The sequence below is a fragment of the Paenibacillus sp. MER 180 genome, from assembly GCF_023713665.1.
Lineage (GTDB): Bacteria > Bacillota > Bacilli > Paenibacillales > Paenibacillaceae > Paenibacillus_B > Paenibacillus_B suaedae.
Genome location: NZ_JAMAVT010000003.1, coordinates 476,187 through 494,684, shown reverse-complemented (window position 1 = coordinate 494,684; position 18,498 = coordinate 476,187). Strand labels below are relative to the sequence as shown.

The 18,498-nt window shown below is 40.8% G+C and carries 17 protein-coding genes and 2 pseudogenes; 6 read left to right on the top strand and 13 right to left on the bottom strand.

From position 1 onward, the window contains the following. A partial coding sequence (locus M3661_RS07275) for an IS3 family transposase (RefSeq protein ID WP_251483208.1) occupies positions 1 to 396 on the top strand: 396 nt, incomplete at its 5' end. 791 nt (positions 397 to 1,187) lie between these two features. On the opposite strand, the gene M3661_RS07270 is transcribed toward M3661_RS07275, so the two are convergent. The 3 genes and pseudogenes from M3661_RS07270 to M3661_RS07260 form a co-directional block, all read right to left on the bottom strand. Next, positions 1,188 to 1,625, bottom strand: a complete 438-nt coding sequence (locus M3661_RS07270; protein WP_251483206.1) for a hypothetical protein — start codon at positions 1,623 to 1,625, stop codon at positions 1,188 to 1,190. A gap of 308 nt (positions 1,626 to 1,933) precedes the next feature. Next, positions 1,934 to 2,049 (bottom strand): annotated as a pseudogene (locus M3661_RS07265) (transposase); the annotation flags it as partial. A 682-nt stretch (positions 2,050 to 2,731) separates the two neighbouring features. Continuing rightward, positions 2,732 to 2,932 carry a helix-turn-helix domain-containing protein gene (locus tag M3661_RS07260; protein ID WP_083189647.1) on the bottom strand — a complete coding sequence of 67 codons (201 nt, stop codon included), beginning with the start codon at positions 2,930 to 2,932 and terminating at the stop codon, positions 2,732 to 2,734. A gap of 110 nt (positions 2,933 to 3,042) precedes the next feature. Here M3661_RS07260 and M3661_RS07255 point away from each other — a divergent pair, with 110 nt between their 5' ends. Next, positions 3,043 to 3,231 (top strand): hypothetical protein, encoded by a 189-nt coding sequence (locus M3661_RS07255; protein WP_065294440.1) that lies wholly within the window; start codon positions 3,043 to 3,045, stop codon positions 3,229 to 3,231. 287 nt (positions 3,232 to 3,518) lie between these two features. Here M3661_RS07255 and M3661_RS07250 read toward each other — a convergent pair whose 3' ends face one another. Then, positions 3,519 to 3,926: a hypothetical protein gene (locus tag M3661_RS07250; RefSeq protein WP_065294441.1), complete on the bottom strand. Its 408-nt coding sequence runs from the start codon at positions 3,924 to 3,926 to the stop codon at positions 3,519 to 3,521. Between the two features lie 97 nt (positions 3,927 to 4,023). Between M3661_RS07250 and M3661_RS31015 the strand changes: the two genes are divergently transcribed. Both M3661_RS31015 and M3661_RS07245 read left to right on the top strand, forming a co-directional pair. Then, the gene (locus M3661_RS31015) at positions 4,024 to 4,146 is read left to right on the top strand and encodes a DUF1829 domain-containing protein (protein ID WP_483310780.1); all 123 of its coding nucleotides are present in this window, start codon (positions 4,024 to 4,026) and stop codon (positions 4,144 to 4,146) included. Positions 4,147 to 4,808: 662 nt separating this feature from the next. Further along, positions 4,809 to 5,303: pseudogene (locus tag M3661_RS07245) on the top strand (site-specific integrase); the annotation flags it as partial. A gap of 104 nt (positions 5,304 to 5,407) precedes the next feature. On the opposite strand, the gene glnA reads toward M3661_RS07245, so the two are convergent. From glnA to M3661_RS07200, 9 genes are all read right to left on the bottom strand, one after another. Next, positions 5,408 to 6,736: a type I glutamate--ammonia ligase gene (gene glnA / locus M3661_RS07240; RefSeq protein WP_251483204.1), complete on the bottom strand. Its 1,329-nt coding sequence runs from the start codon at positions 6,734 to 6,736 to the stop codon at positions 5,408 to 5,410. 42 nt (positions 6,737 to 6,778) lie between these two features. After that, positions 6,779 to 7,189, bottom strand: a complete 411-nt coding sequence (locus M3661_RS07235; RefSeq protein WP_065293010.1) for a MerR family transcriptional regulator — start codon at positions 7,187 to 7,189, stop codon at positions 6,779 to 6,781. A gap of 207 nt (positions 7,190 to 7,396) precedes the next feature. After that, a complete protein-coding gene (locus tag M3661_RS07230) occupies positions 7,397 to 8,653 on the bottom strand; it encodes a methionine gamma-lyase family protein (protein WP_251483202.1) in 1,257 nt (418 codons plus the stop codon). A 39-nt stretch (positions 8,654 to 8,692) separates the two neighbouring features. Beyond that, positions 8,693 to 9,979, bottom strand: coding sequence for a GTPase HflX (hflX, locus tag M3661_RS07225; protein ID WP_065293008.1), 1,287 nt, complete (start codon positions 9,977 to 9,979; stop codon positions 8,693 to 8,695). A 556-nt stretch (positions 9,980 to 10,535) separates the two neighbouring features. Next, positions 10,536 to 10,682 carry a hypothetical protein gene (locus tag M3661_RS07220; RefSeq protein WP_251483200.1) on the bottom strand — a complete coding sequence of 49 codons (147 nt, stop codon included), beginning with the start codon at positions 10,680 to 10,682 and terminating at the stop codon, positions 10,536 to 10,538. Between the two features lie 30 nt (positions 10,683 to 10,712). Next, positions 10,713 to 11,348 carry a transglycosylase SLT domain-containing protein gene (locus M3661_RS07215; protein WP_251483198.1) on the bottom strand — a complete coding sequence of 212 codons (636 nt, stop codon included), beginning with the start codon at positions 11,346 to 11,348 and terminating at the stop codon, positions 10,713 to 10,715. A 55-nt stretch (positions 11,349 to 11,403) separates the two neighbouring features. Continuing rightward, positions 11,404 to 11,781, bottom strand: coding sequence for a hypothetical protein (locus tag M3661_RS07210; protein ID WP_251483196.1), 378 nt, complete (start codon positions 11,779 to 11,781; stop codon positions 11,404 to 11,406). A gap of 360 nt (positions 11,782 to 12,141) precedes the next feature. Continuing rightward, complete coding sequence (locus tag M3661_RS07205; RefSeq protein ID WP_251483194.1) at positions 12,142 to 13,143, bottom strand: phage lytic cycle repressor MrpR family protein; 1,002 nt, start codon at positions 13,141 to 13,143, stop codon at positions 12,142 to 12,144. A gap of 5 nt (positions 13,144 to 13,148) precedes the next feature. Then, positions 13,149 to 14,450: a DNA sulfur modification protein DndB gene (locus M3661_RS07200; RefSeq protein WP_251483192.1), complete on the bottom strand. Its 1,302-nt coding sequence runs from the start codon at positions 14,448 to 14,450 to the stop codon at positions 13,149 to 13,151. 394 nt (positions 14,451 to 14,844) lie between these two features. Between M3661_RS07200 and M3661_RS07195 the strand changes: the two genes are divergently transcribed. Together M3661_RS07195 and M3661_RS07190 are read left to right on the top strand one after the other, a co-directional pair. Further along, positions 14,845 to 17,631 (top strand): RNA dependent RNA polymerase, encoded by a 2,787-nt coding sequence (locus M3661_RS07195; protein WP_251483190.1) that lies wholly within the window; start codon positions 14,845 to 14,847, stop codon positions 17,629 to 17,631. After that, on the top strand, positions 17,631 to 18,428 hold the full coding sequence (locus M3661_RS07190) for a hypothetical protein (RefSeq protein ID WP_251483188.1): 798 nt from the start codon (positions 17,631 to 17,633) through the stop codon (positions 18,426 to 18,428). The genes M3661_RS07195 and M3661_RS07190 overlap by 1 nt, the downstream gene beginning before the upstream one ends. Positions 18,429 to 18,498 lie beyond the last annotated feature (70 nt).

The following is an 18,498-nucleotide window of genomic DNA, read 5'->3' as shown; positions in this document are numbered from 1 at the left end:
GAGATCATTGGCTCAAGTGCAGGGCCGAAAAAGGACGCAGCTTTAGTCACACGAGCCTTCGCTTCTGTGCAAGGAAATCTAAGTCAAATTCAATTATTCCATACCGATCGCGGTAGTGAATTTAAGAACAAGTTGATTGATGAGACACTTGCTACGTTCAAGATCGGTCGTTCCTTAAGCATGAAAGGGTGCCCTTATGATAACGCAGTTGCAGAAGCTACGTTTAAAATTATGAAGACGGAATTCATTAATCAGATGAACTTCCACAGTTTACATCACCTAGAATTGGAGCTTTATGACTACGTAAATTGGTTCAACAAACATCGCATCCATGGAACCTTAGGCTATATGAGTCCAGTAGATTACAGAAGATTATCCCTTAAAAAAGCTGTCTGATTTAGTGTTGACAATCCAGACTATTCTAGTGGGATTATTACTATGTCAGGTTTTTTATTTTTTTCTTTTGCTGCTTCGTTGATTGACAGGGTTAGAACAAATCATCTTGAAGCAGTAAGGATCAGATTAAAGTACTTAAATCAAGCTATATTAAATAGCGAAAAGGAAAAATAATTAATGGCGACTGCTCTGATATAGGTGCAGTCGCCATTGTACTAGATTTAATCAAATAAGTCCGCTTGTCTCGAATGAAATCTGAGTTTTTCATCTGCCAACTCCACAAAGGCTTATACAGTACCTCTTTAAATTTCTAGAATATTAGCAACCTCTGCATATGCAGCCAGCTACCGCTCTTCATGCTAACCCCTGCTGCCTTATATGCGTGATTGAAATTGATGTCAATTCGGTATTCCTCTTTGGATCGTCCTTGTTTTGCCATCAATGCCATGTGTATTTTATATATACCGTTGTCATCTCCAACCCCACATCCCACAATCTATATAAATCATTATCAGAAAGACTGATATGATTATCCAGCGAGCCCCTTTTCTAATCCCTTCTGCTGCGCTACTGTTCTTGAACATACTTGATCGCTATTGCACAAACCAATCCAGCCGCCACACTACTCATGGCAGCAATGATTATAGACCCAGCAATTATCCATAGTTGTTCCATAATACTCATGTTGTTCACTGATTACTTCCCTCCCTATAACGTCATACTTCGACACAAGGGAGGTATTCCCTCCTATGAAAAAAGCTGCTAATCATTAGCAGCTTTAATGGTTAATATTAATTATCATATGCATGTAAGGAAATTGTATATTGCGCAACAGTGTCCACTACTCTTTCAACAGATAAATATACTGTTGCCCCCTCAGGAATGTATAAGTTCCCAAGAATTTGGGTAGGTCCTGGATAGTGATTTGCATAGTGAAATTTACTGGTTATCCCATTACTATATTTTATGATAAAACCAAACCTAAAGTTTCTGTTATCTCCATCATTTCCATTTAGCCACGCTTCAAATCTTTTTATTTTCCCAGTATTGTTTGTCCACTTATACCAATCTTTGTCTGTGCTGTCCTGAATGAATAAAGTGTAACTTGCGCTCGGATCTAGGTTGATCGCACTTTCTATCGTATCACCAACACCTTTAGCAGCAAAAGCGCTCGTTGAAAACGCCAACATCAATGTGAATACAAGAATCGATGATACAAACTTTTTCATAGTATCCCACCTTCATATGTAGTAGATAGTCGTTTTCCAACACTCACCTAGATAATACCAGTATATCACTTGTTAAGTATATGGATTTTTGTATTTTGTTAGGAGGTTGGGATCATATAAAAAAGCACCCATCGTGGGTGCTAATGAACTAACACTTATTACATAAACTTTGTGATCGCAGGCAAAGATGGAGAAACTACCGATATATGATTCGCTGCTAGCTTTATGAAATCTTTATGCTTACTCATAAACGAAGGCGTTTCTTTTATAACTCCTAAACCATCTACTGCTTCGACAAGTTTCTCTTGTTCTACTCCCTTATACTTGCATAAGCGTTTAAAGATTTCGATTAAGTCTTTCCTTACTTGATTATAGATTTCTTTCCGTCTATACTTCGGGGTGAACACAATGTGGTATTTGACATCCACTTTGTGTGCGAAAAACTATAGTTCTTGTTTGCCAACTAAGACCATTCCTTCCACCCAGCCTGAACATCTCAATGTTATCGCATTGGTCTTAGTGGTCAAACCCTTGATCCCTCCACCCGCATAGCAGGTGGTTTTTTTGTTTCGCCCGTTTCACGCTCTCAACTGGCTAAAGCCTAAAAATAAAAAACCCTAGAAGCCTTACGGCTCTAGGGTTTACATGAATTAGTATAATGTCATGTATTGATCGCGTTCCCATTGGTGAACTTGCGTTCTGTTTAAGTTTTTACTTATCATAGGCTTTCACAGACAGCAAAAACCCTCGCAATGACAGTTTTTTTGAGCATTTATATTTCATACGACATCACACCCTTTCTTGAATTTGTGGGTGAATTGTGGGTGCTTTTGTGGGTGTAGAAAAAGCCTCGGAGGGCAATCCGGGGCTTTATCCATATACAAGCTTATTACATAAGATACGTATAGGATCCATTGATCCTTCATTGCAGCCATACAGTTGCAAAGGTGTGGAGACTTCACTTGCTTTTGTGGAGCTGGTCTACTTTGTAATTCCTCTCTCCAGTCCTTCATAACATCACCTCCAACAAGGAACATTCGTTCTCATGATATGCGAATGTTCGTTCGTCAATCAACAATAAAAAAATAACCTGTCACTATGATAGGTTACTCCTCACTAACACGGAATAAGTCTTCAACCTTAAGCCCTAACGCTCGAGCAATAGCAAATAAATGTGAATCCTCGTGACGACTATTTTTATCGAATCTCGAAATCGATCCTTGTGGAACCCCACTCATTTCTGATAACTTCGTCTGGGTAATTCCCCGCTCGTTTAATATTTCAGTAAGCCTTGGCGTTACATTCACCCTGACCACCTCCAAATTAATTATACGATATCGAATATTTCTAAGCAATATCCGTTGACATACATTATGCGATATCGTATAATGTATATAGAAAGGAGGTGAACACAAACATGAGTAAGAAACACCAACATAAAAAGAAAAATCCGGCTCCACCACCGGAACCGGAACAGCAACAAGAACCACCAAACGAAAAAGACGACCGAGCCTCGACAAAGGAACTGATCCAGCTTACCACGGCAATAGTTCAGCTCCTTGTCGCCCTCCTTACGCTGGTTATCATCGCCCTCAAAGGGAAATGATCAGCAAGCTACTCACCCCTTCGGGGGCGGGTAGTGGTTCGGTCGTCACGATAAGTATACCACGTAGGACTTCGAAATCAAGGAGGCCACACGATGAAAAAAGATACAGTGCAGGATCTTACATTGGCGATATCAATTGCAACAATGTTGATTAACATGATTATCCTGTTCATTGTGTTTCCAAAATGACATCAAGGGGGCTTCTGCCCCCAGTAAGTATGTAGATACGAAAAACCACCCATTAAATGAATGGGCGGATAATTTAAGTATCGGTTCGAACATCTAAATTACATGCCAATAAACATATTTCTGCTGAAAGGAGCCCAGTTTTCTCCTCTAAACCCAGTCATGCCTTCTAAGTTAACAAAACAAGGGAGAACCGTATACATGACACCTGACATAGCATTAACTCTAAATGTCATGACGAATCTCATATTTGAATTGTCGGCAGGTGTAATCATTCCAAAATTAGGAGATATTGCGTTTGATGCCGTAAGTGCTTCACGCATTCCCACGGTTGCAATACCAGCGGGACGCTCCATATTACTTCTAATCCAGTAGTTGGAAACGTTCATTGCTGATGCTAAATCAGTTCGTTGATCATAATTAAGTAATATTTGATTTGGAGCAATTTGTCTTGCCTCTAGAAGAATGGGGTGAGGTAACATCTGTCGCTCTGTATGAAAACTTAACATTTTTTAACCTCCACATTTTGATGAATTAGTTAAATGACCAATTTCATCTTATGAAAGGTTACTTGTTTCGGTTCATAATAAATAGTCAGTCTAGTAAGTGATTAGACGCCATGGATCAAGTTTATATGCCTTTTTAAATGATCGGGAAACAAAAGGAATTGACAACGTAATACACGCCTGCAATGAATATACTGTCACTCCCTCACTTTGGACAAACTAACAAGAAGCGAAAAAATGCTTACTGCATAATAAAAAAGAGTCGCAGGGATGCCTTCCCATACGACTCTTATTTGTTTGCCGGCGTACCGGCTCAACACCAGTATATCAAACATGTCCGCAGTGTAAAAGGAGTGGGGCTGTGGAGATTATCGATTAATAGTTACCAAACCCATGCACGAGATATGATAACCAACAAAATGAACAAGACCAAGATTACACCAATAGATGTGAATCCCCCGAATCCACATGAGCCACATGAGCCACCAAATCCTCCAAGAACTTCTCCCATATGAGACACCCTCCTTCCGATTAGGTACATCCATATAGTATTAAAATTGCTTAGTGTGCGGCTCGGCTATGACCTACACAAAAATAATTAGGCTTTGTCCGCTATAAAGAGCTTACCTATGTGATCCCTGTTGTATCACACTGATATGATTGAGTATACCGTCCGACCATCACCACGCAGTTTCGCTCCAGCCGATTGCAATTGTGACGCTCCGCTGCCGTCCAAGAAAATGCCATCGACAAGTGTACCGCTGCCAATCTTTTGCTTTATGGCCGTCCGGAATTCCGAAGCAGTGCATGGCGTGTTTGTGACTACCATCCAAAGATTCAGAGACGATCCATATACTAGCGCTGTTCGGTATGTTTTGCCGGCCAGATTTTAAGAATAAAACAATCTCCATTGACGAGACCTTAGACTTTACTGCGAAGGAAAAAAGTGAACTGTTTGGGGACACCAAAACATTCCGCTCTACACGCGTAATCTCTATAAGCCAGTCATTAGTGAACGATCTACGTTACCATATGAATTGGCAAAATCAAAACAAGCTTGTATTGGTGGACGTATATCATCACGATCTTAATTTGGTACTATGTCGGGAAGATGGGAATTTTATGCCAAAATCATCACTCTTCAATGCGTTCTCAAGAATTCTGAAGCGTGCAGAATTAAAACCATTGCCAATACATTCTTTACGCCACACCCATACCGTAATATTGCTAGAAAGCGGAGCCGATATGAAATATGTCCAAGAGCGGCTCGGACATGGAAGTATTCAGATAACTTCTGATGTGTACGCACACGTGTCCAAAAAACTTGAGGCCATGAATATGGACAAGTTTGAGGATCACCTTAAAAACATTCTCGAATAAATTTGTGGGTGTTTTGTGGGTGCTGTCTCCCCTATCCTCCCACGTTTCATTTCACCCACAAAAATAAAAACCCAGAAGCCTTGCGGCTCTAGGGTTTAAATGAATTAGTATAATGTCATGTATTGATCGCGTTCCCATTGGTGAACTTGCGTTCTGTACATATCCCACTCAATTTCTTTCAATTCCAAGAAGTGCTGCAATGCGTGTTCACCCAGTGCATCGCAAATCGTCTCGTCGCGTAGAAGCTCTTCCAATGCTTCCTTCAAGCTGGATGGCAAGCTTGGGATGCCCTCCGCCAGACGCTCTTCTTCTGTCATGACGTAAATGTTACGATCCGTAGGAGCTGGAAGGTCTGACTTCTTCTTGATTCCTTCCAATCCTGCTTTTAAAATTACCGCTAGAGCCAAGTACGGGTTCGCCGCTGGATCCGGGTTGCGGACTTCAACACGCGTGCTCAAACCACGGGATGCTGGGATACGAACCATTGGACTGCGGTTGCTTGCAGACCATGCCACATAACATGGAGCTTCATAGCCAGGAACTAAGCGCTTATAGGAGTTGACCGTTGGATTCGTGATTGCCGCAAATCCGCGAGCATGCTTCAATACCCCCGCCATAAATTGGCGTGCTGCCGGACTCAAGCCAAGCTTATCGCTTTCATCGTAGAACGCATTCTCCTTACCGTTGAACAAGGAGATGTTACAGTGCATACCTGAACCATTCACACCGAACAGCGGCTTCGCCATGAATGTAGCGTGCAAGCCATGCTGACGAGCAATCGTCTTCACGACGAGCTTAAAGGTTTGAATTTGATCTGCTGCCTTAATTGCATCTGCATATTTAAAATCGATCTCATGCTGACCAGGAGCTACCTCATGGTGAGAAGCTTCAATTTCGAAGCCCATCTCTTCCAGCTTCAATACGATTTCGCGGCGGCAGTTCTCACCAAGATCCGTCGGTGCCAAGTCGAAGTAACCGCCTTGGTCGTTCAGTTCCATCGTCGGATTGCCCTTGTCGTCCGTCTTGAACAAGAAGAATTCCGGTTCTGGACCTACGTTCATGGACGTGAAGCCAAGTGCTTCTGCTTCCTTCAAGGCTTTCTTCAAAATTCCACGCGGGCATCCTGCAAACGGCGTTCCATCCGTTGTGTATACGTCGCAAATCAATCTAGCGACACGATCTTCCGTTACCCATGGGAAGACAACCCAAGTATCCAAATCTGGGACAAGATACATATCGGATTCTTCAATGCGCACATAACCTTCAATTGAAGAACCGTCAAACATCATTTTGTTATCCAGTGCCTTAGGCAATTGGCTTACCGGAATTTCGACATTCTTAATCGTACCGAGCAAATCCGTAAATTGCAGACGGATAAATCGTACATTTTGTTCCTTCGCAATGCGTTCAATGTCTTCTCTGGTATAACCCACAGGGTAACATCTCCTTCTCCATAAGCGTGATTAGATTCATATCTATTTTGTAAAGAAACGAGACAGTTCGCCTTGGATCAGCGATACTTGCCCCGGTCTATTACCGGCTATAAGCTGCTGCTTCAACATGCGGTGCAATTGGAGATCGGACAATTCCTTGCGTTTGCTCTCCGAAGCTTCACTAAGCACAGTTGCCTCTTCCGATTCCTTCGTTACCGGATTCAGTACCTGCTTAATGCCTGCTATGTTGACTCCCTTTTCAATAAGTGTCTTGATTTCAAGCAATCGCTCTACGTCGTTGAAGGAAAAGAGACGCTGGTTTCCAGAAGTACGAGCAGGCATAATTAATTCATGCTGTTCGTAGTAACGAATTTGACGAGCCGTCAAATCCGTCAGCTTCATCACGATGCCGATTGGAAACAACGCCATATTTCTGCGAATTTCATCTCCCACTGCTTATCAACCTTCCTAGTTTGTCATAAAAGAAAGTTTACGTGCTGTGTGCGCTAACTGACATCCTAGTCTAACAACGCCTGTTACGCGCGGTCGCTCATCAGTGAATTTACTCCGATCAGAGTATGTGCTATGCCTTTCTTGTTCTCATTTTATCCCCTGGAAGCAAACATGTCAATGGATGTCAGGAAATCTAACAAAATAATTTTATAGCTCTAGCAAGCCTCGATCAACCATGGTTTGCAGTGCTGTCAGTGCTCCGAGCTTCGCATGCGCATACGTAAGCCCACCCTGCATGTAAGCTGTATATGGCTCTCGAATCGGCGCATCGGCTGACAACTCCAAGCTCCCCCCTTGAATGAAGGTACCTGCCGCCATAATGACTGGATGCTCATAACCAGGCATGTCCCATGGTTCAGGCACGACGTGTGCATCAACGGCCGAGGCTTTCTGAATCCCCTGAACAAACGCGATTAGATGATCGGCTGTATGGAATCGCAAGGCTTGAATCAAATCAGTACGAGGCACCTTCCAATGCGGCGAGGTCTCAAACCCAAGCTCCTCGAACAAGGCTGCTGCAAACACACTGCCCCGCACTGCTTGTCCAACGATGCTTGGCGCTAAGAAGAGACCTTGATACATCGAACGTGTCATCCCTAACATAGCTCCGACTTCTCCGCCAATTCCCGGTGCAGTTAAGCGAGAGGCCGCTGCTTCCACATACACGCGCTTACCGACAATATAACCGCCTGTTTCCGCAATACCGCCTCCTGGATTCTTAATAAGCGAGCCGGCCATTACATCAACACCTAGCTCCGTCGGTTCCTGCAGTTCTGTAAATTCCCCGTAGCAATTATCCACGAACACAACAACATCCGGCTTAATCGCTTTTACTTGCCGTACCATCTCACCGATCTGTTCAACCGTGAAGGATGCTCTCCATCCATAACCGCGTGAACGTTGAATGCCTATGACTTTCGTACGCTCGGTTATGCTTTCACGCACATGCTCCCAATCTACATCTCCTGCCTCAGTCAGCGGCACCTCATTATAGGATACTCCCCAATCACGCAGAGAGCCTGTCCCATCATTCTCTTTGCCAATCACCTTATGCAGCGTGTCGTACGGTGTCCCCGTAATGTATAACAATTCATCGCCAGGGCGAAGTACGGCGAACAGAGCCGTCCCAATCGTATGTGTGCCTGATACAAAATGAGGTCGCACCAATCCCGCTTCCGCACCGAACACTTGAGCATATACCTCATCAAGCACCTCGCGTCCACGGTCATTGTAGCCGTACCCCGTCGATCCCGCAAAGTGAAAATCACTCACATGATGCTTCTGAAACGCCTGAATAACCTTCCATTGATTCCGCTCAGCAATTCGCTCGATTCCACGTACCTGCCCAGCAATCTTCTCTTCGATTTGCTGCTCCAATTGCTCCAGTCTTGCTGTAAATTGCATCTTATCCATTCCCCTTGATCCATTCCCATGAAGGAAAGCTTATTTATTGATGTAATCTTTCAACTTATATCCATGCTGCTCAGCAGCTAGCCGATCCAACCGAACCTTAAGCAGCAGATCATTCTCGTCAATCTCCTGCTCCAGAACCTCTCCCAGTCGATAGATCAAAGCAATCAAATCCCCACGATCCGCGGATATTCGGTAGGTAACCGTTTGGCCGGACAATTGATCTTGCACTGCCTGCCGAATACGCTCCAGATCCCCTTCATCATAAGCGCTTATAATAAAGTGATCTTTATCATGCGGCAGCATCTGTCGTTGTTCTGGGGTGCACAGATCCTTCTTATTATAGAGAACAATTTGCGGCTTGGCTCCCGCTCCTAATTGCTGCAAAATATCCTCTACGACCCGCATATGATCCTCTCGCATCTGCGAAGAAGCGTCCATCACATGCAAAATGAGATCAGCCTCATTCACTTCCTCTAATGTCGCACGAAAAGCCGCTACGAGATCATGAGGCAAATTTTGAATAAAGCCAACCGTATCTGTTAAGACCACTTCCTTGCCGCTAGGAAGCTCCCACTGGCGAGAAGTCGGATCCAGCGTCGCAAACAATTGGTTCTCCACATACACATCCGCCTGAGTCAGTTGTCGCAGCAGCGTTGACTTCCCCGCATTCGTATAGCCGACAAGCGCAACCTGGTACGCTCCTGTCTTCTTACGGCGCTCTCGATGCAGATTGCGGTTGCGAACGACTTCGTGTAGATGACGCTTCAAGTCAGTTATACGTCCTCGAATATGGCGGCGATCTGTTTCCAATTGAGATTCCCCGGGCCCTCTTGTCCCGATACCGCCGCCTTGACGAGACAGGTTCTTCCCGTGTCCGGATAGACGAGGGAGCAGATATGACAATTGTGCCAGCTCCACCTGAATGATACCTTCTCTTGTTTTTGCTCGTTGTGCGAAAATATCGAGAATGAGCTGAGTACGGTCTACAATCTTCACATCCAACGCTTGTTCCAGGTTGCGGACTTGAGCGCCAGACAGCTCTTGATCAAAAATAGCGGTCGTTGCACCCATCTCATCAATGACCGCCTTGAGTTCTTGTACCTTGCCTTTCCCTATGAACCATCTAGGATCACGGAATTCACGCTGCTGTGTCATCGTGGTCAACACCTCAACGCCAGCCGTTTCCGCCAGCTGCACCAGCTCGTCAAGCGAATATTGGGGATCAACCCCGCTCCGCTTGACATCATCTGTTATTAAAGTAACGAGCACCGCTCGATCGGGTATATTTTGATTCGTTTGGTGAGGCTCTTTTCGCATTCGCGTACATTCTCCTTATCGGTTCATCATCCATCGTTCCATTGATCTATGATCATTGACCATATACGTTGTTCAGTATACCTCATTTTCGCTCCCATTTTAAATGTTTTGGAGCAGGAACGAATGATAATAAACACGCTTTTTCATTACCTATTTTGTTGCTTGCAATATTTCTCATCAAATCTTCCTTGCCTATATGCGATATGATAATGAACTTGTCTAACATCTTTAAACATTCGACTCCAAAACATGACCTCTACCACTCTTTCAAATAGTTTTATCAAAATAACAACTCCTTATTTGTATATTTTTATTTTATTGTTTTTTCATTTCCCATATCGCATATGTAAGAAAACCTATTTTGTGATAATCATTTTTCATCTCAATTAATTTATCGATACTTTGCGTATCTAATATTTGATCTAAAATTCTCTTTTTGGATTGTTCTGCTATCGTATTCAGTATACATTCTAGCTCTTCTTCACTTAAGTAATCGATCAAGCATTTTAATAATAACTCACACATAATATCACCCCAGTTCCTATTTTTATAGTCTTTACATCCTATAATGCCTGTCAATCAATCGTTCAACTTCATCCAACAAATCAATTAATATCTCCTTAAATTCACTCATATCACTAAGTGTCAATTCTCCTCTGCAATAATCTTCAAGCAGCTCTAACAAAATACTTACATTAATCATGTCAAAACACCTCATTATATATGTCTATTTTTATTTTATTAAATTCTTCAATAATGTCTCTCTATTTTTCTTAAGCTTTTTTATATATTGACTGTCTATTAATCCATGTTTTTTTATAAACTTTCTACTTCCGTAATTGCCCATATTGTACGACATATACATAACCAAATCTAAGTTGTCTCCAGCATACTCTCGTTTCCAATACTCTCGCGATTCCATGAGTTCCTCTAATCCGAGCATAACATTATGATATGGATTGAACACATCCACTTTTTTAATATCTATTTTTTTGGACAAACGTTTTATATTGGCCGAGTTTATCTGAACAAGTCCATAGTCAATGGTACCATTATCATTATAATAAATAAGTTCTGGATTGAAATTGCTTTCGGTTTTTATTAGAGCAAGAAAAGATAAATAATCGACGCCTTTTTCATTTGTCTTTTCCCAAATAAATTTCAAAATATCCGCTGACAACGGTACGGAGGATATATTGGGCTGCCTATGATTAACTTCATCGGTTTTATCTACATGAACGATTTGTTTATTCCCTACCCCACGATTAACGCGAGTTAGATAATCTTTGTACCCTAGCCATATATCATGATGATATAAAACAATATACCCTGCGTAAAAAGCGATAATTACAACTTTTATCCCTTTCATCCATTCCTCCATCAAATAAATCATTACTATAATCAAAATTCTATTTACTACCTATTCAAAGATATAGCAAAAAATTCATGAACCTAATATCATATGGTTGCTTACTATGTATTTGGAAAATTCGTTCTGAATGATCAATATTCATTTTCCTTAACTTACTCTCATGCAGCGGTTCTTGAAATAGACGCTCAAGCGCTTTTTTTCGACTTTCATTCCAATATTCATTAAACTCTGTTATCGAAAAATACATTGTACTCTTTATTTTTTGTTTTCGATACTCAAATACATACTTATTAATATCCTTCATATTCATCTCCGCACACTCATGTATGAGTCTCTCCTTCTCGCCATTGGTTGGGAATAAGAATGTAATCATTGCGATTAGTTCCGTTGCTTTTGCATCGATTTTCAGACTCTTCATTACGCGCTCCATGTTTTGTCTCCCCTTCTACGAAGTAAGCACATGATGTCGTTTGTGATCAAGTATTCATATATATTGCCCCCATATCGATTACTATCTTGTAACATCCACATGTTTTCTTCATTCAAGCAGCTTATGTATGTATTGTACGCCATTTTGGACACATTTTTTTAAACAATTATTCTAATAGATTTATAAATATTTTATTTGTTTATTTTTGGTTTATAGACTTTTTTTAAAATTTTTTTCTCTTCCCCACAATTACATAAGCATATTCCTGTATTATATAAATAAATATATACATATTTAATATGTTATGAATATACCATTTCTACGTTATTCTGTCAACAAAAAAGAAGAATAAGTTTCCACCTATTCTTCTTCGTACACTTGTATTATTTTTTCGATGCTAAGAAACTCTTTTTTCAACCGTGACACATTATAAAATTCAGAGCCTTTCAGCTTGGCTATATTAAATTTATGGCATACATAGTCAATTTCATTCTTCTCCAGCTTTCCATTATCTTTGTATAGCTGATATGCTGCATACAACATGCCGGAATTACGGATATTTATCGCGGTTAACGTCGGTTGGCCAAACCATTCAGCAACATTTTTCAGCCTGCGAAGAACAAGATGCTTGTCTGCCCGTTCGTAGCTCTTCACATTTAAAATAGATGACCGAAATACAAAATCATTGTCAACAAGCTTTGAGGTAGGCGCCTTGATATTAGGACTCGGGTTGCCGTTATTTTTGTAATATTCCGATTCTTCTGCCGCCTTGATAAGCATAAGCATTAATTCTTCAGAAATTTGTACTTCACGGTGAGTAGTCCTGTCCTTCTCTTCATTAACGAGCTGTAATAATAAGTGATGTGGATCCAATTGAACTTTTTTTAGATTTAGCAGCTCCGAGTATCCGTGCCCCATAATTCCTTCAAATATGCCCCTAATCATCGCAGCGTCTTGAAAATTCACTAAGCCACCAGTTATATTCTCAATCTCCTCCAAGGTAAACAAGTTCTTCCTTGATACGTCGATGACATTTTTGTAGAATTCATCCCCTACTACTGCATCCAGAGGATTCATATTTGAAACCCGTAATCCTTGTTCAATCGACCATCGTATATAATTTTGAATGATAGATGATGAAGACAACGCAGAAGCATAAGATGTAGGTGACAGAAATCTAAGAAGCTGGACGATCTCATGTAGATTGAAGTCATACAAATCTTTTGATACCTGATCCTCTAAATACTTTGCTCTCTTTAAAACACGCGAATATGCCAAACGGGTGTTTTCTGGATAATCCTTTAGAAACATAATTTTTATATTTTGATTGAACATTTCGTCGCTGTATATTCGATTCGACACATGCTTCACCCTTTTTGGAAATAATCGATCATCATATCCCTGTTTTTCTTGTGATTTGGACCTTTAGGGCTTTCAAAGATAGCTACTAGTCGTTCGTCTTTAAAATTGATAGCATCGACATATTTCTTTATCTCATTTAGACGCTTATTCTCATCCAAAAAGTTCTTGGCAATCTGAATGTATCCAGCAAACATTAGGGGATGATTCAAATAAGTGTACTTATATTTGTCCGGATTCGTAATAAATTCCTCTGTAAAATTACCTACTAAGTAAGTAAAAAAATGAATCAAATAATTCGAGCACTCTCTAGCCTCTAGCGTGGTGGTGGGCCGAAAAACATTGTCAATAGCATAACTTAAAATATCAAAAGTAGTCAATTGCCCCGCTAACTTGCTAACCTTCGCCGCAGAGGCAATTTTGCCCTTCAAATCTGATTTCTGCTGCAAATCTCTCACAACGATATCCGAATATTTTTCTTGCTTAAGCTCACGAAGCCTTTCGGGTTTTACTACGTTGATTGTGTTGATTTGTCCAAAGTACTTCTTTGCCTTCTCCGTATCATAAGAACGTATCGATAGAATGAGTTCCAGGTCAAGCTCTGGATTGATTTCCATTGCTCTTACCCCACCGGTCAAACGATGGAATCCATCCAAGATAGATATGACCGCTCCTTCATTGATGGTAAGCTCCATGTTCTTCGCATGATACTGCACAGGTTCGACTTCATCTGAGTACACATTAAGCGTGATCATGTCCGATAAATATGTCTCATCTATCATCTTACGTGAAATTTCTTCTACACTTCTCCTATTTACATCAGGAACGGGAACGACACCCTCACTTCCTCTTTTGAATTTGGCGCTACGTTGTGTTTCAAAATCGTATAGGATGAGTTGAGAGTGATACATTTTCACTAAATATGACAATTTAATTTTCGTAATATAATGCTCTAAATCAACCATTATGACATTTTGAATTTTTAATGGGAGAAATAAATTATTTTTATTAAAAACAAATTCATTTTTGCTTTTATGTGCGATTTGCAACTCGGTCTCCGTAAAATATTCAAAAGGTGATAGTTCCATGTTTTCTGTTTCTTTATATATACTTAAACAAAGTTGGCAAAGTTGAATATTGCTCAATTCTTCCAGTTCCATCATGCCTGTTGCAATGGATTGTAGCGTCCCGACGGGTATATTGAAAAAAAGGGTGTTCTCATTTATCCGATGCATTGATTTTCTGCTTTGCGCTATCCGTTGCATTTCTTCATATATGCGCTCCTGGAGCATAACTCTATCTTTCTTCATACCGTTCCACCTCATATGTATACTATGTAATACAATGTAATACAATTGTATCACACAACCGAGAAAATAAAAATAATACATCATTCCTACTTTTCTTAAAGTTATTATTCATTATGGATTACAGCAAGAACACTTATAACAATTCAACATCAATATTCATATTCAACAGCATTCGCGATTTCCCTTTTGTTTATAAAGTAAAAATAATAATTGACTACATTCTTGCTGAGTGCTATATTGAATTCGTCAACAACAGGCAATTTAAACAAGGAGGGTAAAGAAAATTGAACTGTAGAGACTGTATGGAAGCAATTGAGCAATAAGAGCCATTCTTTAGACCTTTCACAATTCTTACAACGAACTAATAAAGTAAATATAATGGAGTGTAAACATCATGAAGAGTAGACAATTTTATGTCATGAAGTTCAAATCTTCTCGTCTCAAGGAATTCAAATATAACATTGAAAATTTGACTCTTGAGCAAGCAAAAGATTATGGGGAAATCATCGCGCTATTCGATAATCAATTCCTTCGAACAATTCGCCGCATTACCAATCAAGACATTGACATGCAGAAGCTTGACCAATGGTATGCCGAAAGGGATATTCTAAAGAAGCAGCGGAAATCAACTAAGAACTCTGCGCAAATCGAGAAGCTTCGATCTGTTATCGATCATATGATGTTCATTCCCGAGTACATCACAATCGTAATGGAGCATCCCGCTCATTATAAATATTTGCATCAACACGGTCTCCAGCTTAATGGAAAAAGATACATACGATTATCCTGTTCGGCAGGTCAAGCGCGATCGTCTACAGTCGTGTTCTGTGAGGAACAAACCTGCGCAAAGCTGATATCAATATTGGACAATGGAAGAAATCTATCCAAGCCGCTAACGCCATCCAAGTACAATGCCTATCTAGGGTTATATGGCTCGGCTACTAAGGTTGTCAGCCCTCCCCGGTTCTGTGTTGTGCCGGACTACCACAGTCCTCAAGATGTGCAAGTTAACTATGTCACGGAAACAACGGGGACGGAAGACGATATGATTGATGTCCGAACCATTACAGAGTACTTCAATCGATTCGATGGCCAAGGATTAATCAGTTATGAAAAAGCAAAGCAATGGTCTGAAGAACTGCAATTGGATTACGTTCCGTCTACCTGGTGCATACGGCAAAGCTTCATGAAGGGTATGCTGTGCACCTTCCCGATTCATGAGTTTTGCGAAAAATACAACAATGGGAGCTACATCATTCAGACATCGTACAAGAATGAAGACGGCACCCCGAAGTTAGTAGATTTGCGGAACATAGATGTCATTTTAACGGAAAGTCAGTTCAAGCTGTGGGACTCCTTCGATAGCTCAGAAATATACGAAGAGAACTGCCGCAAAAACGAGCTGCATTGGGGAGTGTCCCTGTTCAGTCCGAAACAAGATAACGATATCTTGAAACTGAACTACCAATTCCTCCAAACGCTAAATCTGGATCGCACCGACATTGAAGACGTATGCCGTAAATTTGTAGATTGGATTAGTGGAGTGACTCTCGATAACATCTACTATACACTGCTTTTCTTGCTTGGCCGCAACGCTCATGCTGATAAGATCGCGGATTTTTTGCAAAATAGCGAAAATTATTGGGTCAAGAGCTTAATCATGAACCATGATTTGATCAAAGACCCTTACATACAGAAGAAAATTTACGATTTGATAAAAACACGAATTAATCAAGGTGCTTTAGGCCAAATCATCGTAGACGGCAACTTTCAAACCATTATTAGCGATCCCTTTGCCTTCATGCAGCATGCATGCGGCTTGCCTGTTACCGGATTGCTCGGACGCAAGCAATATTACTCTCATTATTGGAATCAGAAAAACGTCAACATTGTAAATTCGATGCGTGCTCCCCTCACCTATCGAAGCGAGCACGTCAAGCTGAACCTCATCCAAAACGAGATGACTTCATATTGGTACCGCTATTGTTACAGCGGAATTATTGTGAACGTATTCGGTGAGGAAACAATGAAATGGGCAGGATCCGATTTCGACTATGATATTTTAGCGACTACGTCGGATGCAACAATCATCAAAGGAATATACGAAGCTGAGCTGCCTGTAGCTTATGAAGCGCCGAAGCCGCAAGCGAAGCAAATATCGGAGGAGGATTTGTACCAAGCAGATTTGTTCGCGTTCGGTTCCATCATCGGGTCAATTACAAACAAAAGTACGTCAGCTTATGCCCTTCTTCCTAATTTCGAACCAGAAAGTAACGAGCATTGCACATTATTAAATCGGTTAAAAATGTGTACCAAGCTGCAGTCGGCCCAAATCGACAAGGCCAAAATCGGGAGAAACGTCAAGGGAATACCCGACCATTGGACACAGTACGATCGAATACAAGATCATGAGCCAGAAGACGTCGCAAGCATCAAGCGATTCCATAATTCTATATTGTTAAATAAATATCCTTATTTCTTTATTTACTTGTATAAAGATACGAAAAACAAATATGCCCAGCATGTAAACGGCTATGAGCTGTCATGCCAGCAAAAATACGGTATCGAGCTTCAGCAGTTAATAGAGAAAGAAAATAAAACCGACGAAGAAAGGGAATTTGTGAACAAGTATAAAGAATTCATGCCGGTTATCGACAGCGATTGCATCATGAATATGCTGTGCAAACATATTGAAGCCGTTCATTCACAGATTAAAAATAAACATAATGATATTAAAATAAAGAAATTCGATTGTCAGGTGTATCTTGCCCCCAACATGGAGGAACATGACAAAACCTATCTTGCCGTTAAGCGAGAAATGGCCAACTACAATAAACTTGTCAAGGAGATGGGCAATATAGGTGCACTACCGAATCATTACGGTGCCAAATATATCGAAGATATCGGAACACAAATCAATAACCGCTATGAATTGCTTAAGAACAGAATGAACCGGGTGTGTTCGAATGAGAGTGAACTCGTCAATTATTTAATCAGGCTTTTTTATGAAGAAAAGAAGAATTCCAATAAGGACGTGCTATGGAATACTTACGGAGATGTGATTTTTGAGAATGTTAAGCATAACAGAGCCGACTCTCCGATCCTGTTCCCTAGCCCGTCTCCATCTGGAGACATTAAATATTTGAATAAAACTTATTCCTTAAAGCAGGTGACCTTATAATGAATTATAAATATGATGAAGAAGCCTATGCCAAGTATCTCCTGGAGCATGGATTCATGACCAACTCGCATAATTACGAATTGAAAATTCTTGTGAAATATTTGAAATACTTAGGCTTCAAACCGAAAGAACGCAAGCAATGGCTGCTTGATTTCTGTGAGAAGCATATGGAAGGCTACGACTATGTGAAGCACTATAAATTGATTAACTCCGTGCTTGCTTATGGAAGCAAAAAGACGAATCAATTGATTGTTATTAAAAGCACGGATGTAACCGAGGAAGAAATGGACTTTATCCGCAACACAGGACTTGAAGAGTCTCATCAGAAAGTGCTGCTATCCCTGCTTGTCCTGCATAAAGTAAAGGTCGAGATTTGCAGGATTTGCTTCGATAAGGACAGCATTCAGAACCACTTTGGAGGCACGAAAAAAGCCTACCGGGAGCTAGCCGAAACAGCAGGCCTATCCTCCAAACATAAGATTAACGCCATCATTAATGAATGTTCCAATACTGGCCTGCTGACCGTCCTTGATCGGGGTAAAATACAGCTTTCCTTCCTTGATTTGATTGGAACTCGATCGGCAAATACCGTATTGACTGTTAACAGCTTCGATAATATCGGCGATTATCTAGATTACTATAATGGAAGCAAGCGCATCGGGTCATGCCATAATTGCGGCAAGCTCATTCGGCTGTCCTCTAACCGCATGAAGCACTGTAAAGCATGCGCCTTAGATCTTGAACGGTTGAAAACGAGGGCCCGAGTTGAAAAATTCAGACAGCAAAGGAATGCGTAACGATTTAGAAATGACCAAAAATCCTTTATTTTTACTAGCTTTTTCATAACGTGCAGATCGTTTTATATTA